Source organism: Chitinophagaceae bacterium, assembly GCA_030053935.1.
GTDB lineage: Bacteria > Bacteroidota > Bacteroidia > Cytophagales > JASGCU01 > JASGCU01.
This window is the reverse complement of the sequence record JASGCU010000100.1, coordinates 4585-7773: the sequence shown is the minus strand read 5'-3', so window position 1 is coordinate 7773 and position 3189 is coordinate 4585. Positions and strand designations below refer to the sequence as shown.

Sequence of the window (3189 nt, the reverse complement as noted above, 5' to 3'; positions counted from 1 at the left end):
TAGAACCGAAGGTGTATGAATATGGATTTTTGAAAGAATAAGAATCTAAAAATGAGTCCACTCTGAAAATTTACTTTTGATATATTTATAGTTTTGCAAAAGTGGCGACAGAAGTTTTTATTTTAATAGTAGAATAGTATATAAAAAATAATATTGCAATGTAACAATTTAGAAAAATGTATTTCTTTGTATTATATTGTGCAAAAGAATATAGATCAGTTTATTTAGAATTTATCATACGTAATAATAGATTTAAAAAAATAAAATATGAGCAAAAATAAACAATCAAAAAAAGGAGCATTTTCAAAAGAAAGGTATATTTTTTGGTATGAAAATATGCAATTAATAAGAAAGTTTGAGGATAAATGCGGACAATTATATGGACAGCAAAAGATTAGAGGGTTCTGCCATTTATATATCGGACAAGAGGCGTGCGTTTCGGGAGCTGTAAGTGCCCTGAATGAAGGCGATAAATATATTACTGCTTATAGAGATCACGCTCATCCATTGGCATTGAATACAAATCCTAATTATGTAATGGCGGAGCTTTTTGGAAAAGGAACCGGAGTGTCTAAAGGGAAGGGAGGGTCTATGCATATATTTGATGTAAAAAATGGATTTTATGGGGGGCATGGTATAGTTGGTGGACAAATACCCCTCGGAGCAGGAATAGCATTTGCAGAAAAATATAAAAAAACAAACAATGTTTGTATCACTTATATGGGAGATGGAGCAGTAAGACAGGGGGCATTTCACGAGGCATTAAACCTTGCTATGCTTTGGAAATTACCTGTTATATTTGCAATAGAAAATAATGGATATGCTATGGGAACTTCTGTAAAAAGAACATCTAATGTTACTGAACTCTATAAATTAGGAAGTGCTTATGATATGCCGTCTTTTCCTGTAAATGCAATGCAAGTAGAAGAAGTTCATATCCATGTAGAAGAAGCTGCAAAGAGAGCAAGAGCAGGGGAGGGGCCGACTCTTTTGGAGTTTAGAACTTATAGATACAAAGGACATTCTATGTCAGACCCACAAAAATATAGAACAAAAGAAGAATTAGAAGAGTATAAATCTTTAGATCCTATAGAACATGTAAGAAATATTATACTCTCTGAACAAATGCTTTCATTAGATGGAATAGCATTAATAGATGAAAAGGTTAAAAAACAGGTGCAGGAAAGCGTGGATTTTGCAGAATCGTCTCCATTTCCTACTATGCAAGATGCCTTTAAAGATGTCTATGCTCAAGCAGATTACCCTTTTGTAATGGAATAAGTGTCAATAAAGTACAATATGTATAAAAAATTTATCAGGAGTGTTGTTCTCACTGTTCTATTACTCATAGCAGTTCTTTGGTATTTCAGTAGTATATTTTTTTACATTATTATATCGCTGATACTCTGCACTTTATTAAAACCATTTATACATAAGTTAGAATCTATAAATGTTTTTCATCATAAAATACCTCGTTTTTTTGGTATTATAATTTCTTTTTCTCTTATTATTTGTTTTGCTGCTTTTTTTATATTTCTTTTTGTTCCTTTGATATCGGAAGAAATAGAGATAATTTCTTCTCTTAACTTTGAGGATATTTGGGGAAATATAAAACAACCAATAGCAAACTTTGAGAAGACATTAGTGAAAAAGAAAATTTTAGAAAAAGAGATTTTTATAATAGAATCTTTGAAACATTGGATGTTAGATATAATTGGCAAGATTAATATTTTATCTACCATTAACATTGTATTTATTTTCACAAAAAATATTTTCATAACGCTATTCGCAGTGTTATTTATTACTTTTTTTCTGTTATTAGAAAAAGGTCATATAAGGATAAATATTATAAACATTATACCTAATAAATACTTTGAAGTGTATATAAATACCCTTTTGACAATAGAGAAATTATTAGAAAGTTATATTAAAGGCATTGCATTACAAATTTCTCTCATTTTTGTAATAAGTGCTTCCCTCTTGTATATTTTTGAAATACAATACCCCTTGACCATCGCCGCTTTTTCTGCACTCTTGCATATAGTTCCTATTGTAGGTCCTATTGTTAGTACTCTCACAGCTCTTTTTATAGGTATAACTACTTCGTTGAGCATGCATTCTTCGGAAATTAATTTTGTTATTTTGAAAATCCTTATTTTATATAGTATTGTCTATGGATTAGATAATATTCTTTTTCAGCCAATTATATTTTCTAAAAGTGTCAAAGCACACCCTTTAGAGATATTTGTTGCTATTATATGTGGGGGAGAAATAGCAGGGATAGAGGGTATGATATTTGCCATTCCTTTTTATACTATTATAAGAGTTATGACGATAGCTATTTTTAGAAATTACCGTGAGTATACAATTTTCAAATAAAGCAAGTGTCTAAGCATTTGTTCCACAACATGAACACTTACAATAACAAAATATAATTTTACTCAGTATGAAAAAAGAAAAACCACGTGCCCTCATTTCTTTTGACTGGGCAATGAAATCTATTTTACGTCAAAAATCAAGTTTTGAGATTTTAGAAGGTTTGTTTTCTACTATTTTGCAAGAAGACATCACCATAGATGCAATTATGGAGACCGAATCTAATAAAGAATACTCTCAAGACAAATATACAAGAACAGATATACAGGTGCGGAATGAAAAAGGAGATATTTATATTGTAGAAGTACAATATACATACGAAGTATACTACTTTCACAGGATTATTTTTGGTGCAGCAGTCGCTATAAAAGAATATCTCAAAGAAAAAACCGAATTTGATAATATAAAAAGAGTTATTTCCATCACGATAGCTTATGCCAATTTAGGGGAAGGAACTGATTATGTATATAAGGGGAATAATCATTTTTACGGAATCCATGACCACAGCGAATTAGGTTTAGATACCAAGCAAAAAAAAAAATATAACATCCAAACACTGAAAGAGATATTTCCCGAATACTGGATTATACGATTAAAGCAATACAACGACCAGTTATATGATGAATTAGATCAGTGGATATATTTTTTTAAAAATAGCACTATTAAAAAAGAGTTTCGTGCAAAAGGATTACAAAAAGCAGTAATAAAATTAGATGAGATAAAAACATTTGAGAATGATACACACGGATATAACGAATATATAAAGTATATTTTAAGCAGAAATAGTGAAATATCACAAAAAGAAGATGACAA

The 3189-nt window shown here is 29.9% G+C and carries 3 protein-coding genes; all 3 read left to right on the top strand.

Annotation, left to right across the window (positions count from 1 at the left end; translation table 11 throughout):
* The first annotated feature begins 267 nt into the window (after positions 1–267).
* On the top strand, positions 268–1281 hold the full coding sequence (gene pdhA, locus QM536_08760) for a pyruvate dehydrogenase (acetyl-transferring) E1 component subunit alpha (GenBank protein ID MDI9357096.1): 1014 nt from the start codon (positions 268–270) through the stop codon (positions 1279–1281).
* 18 nt (positions 1282–1299) lie between these two features.
* Positions 1300–2379, top strand: a complete 1080-nt coding sequence (locus QM536_08755) for an AI-2E family transporter (protein MDI9357095.1) — start codon at positions 1300–1302, stop codon at positions 2377–2379.
* Positions 2380–2446: 67 nt separating this feature from the next.
* The coding region (locus tag QM536_08750; protein ID MDI9357094.1) for a PD-(D/E)XK nuclease family transposase at positions 2447–3189 on the top strand (743 nt) is incomplete at its 3' end.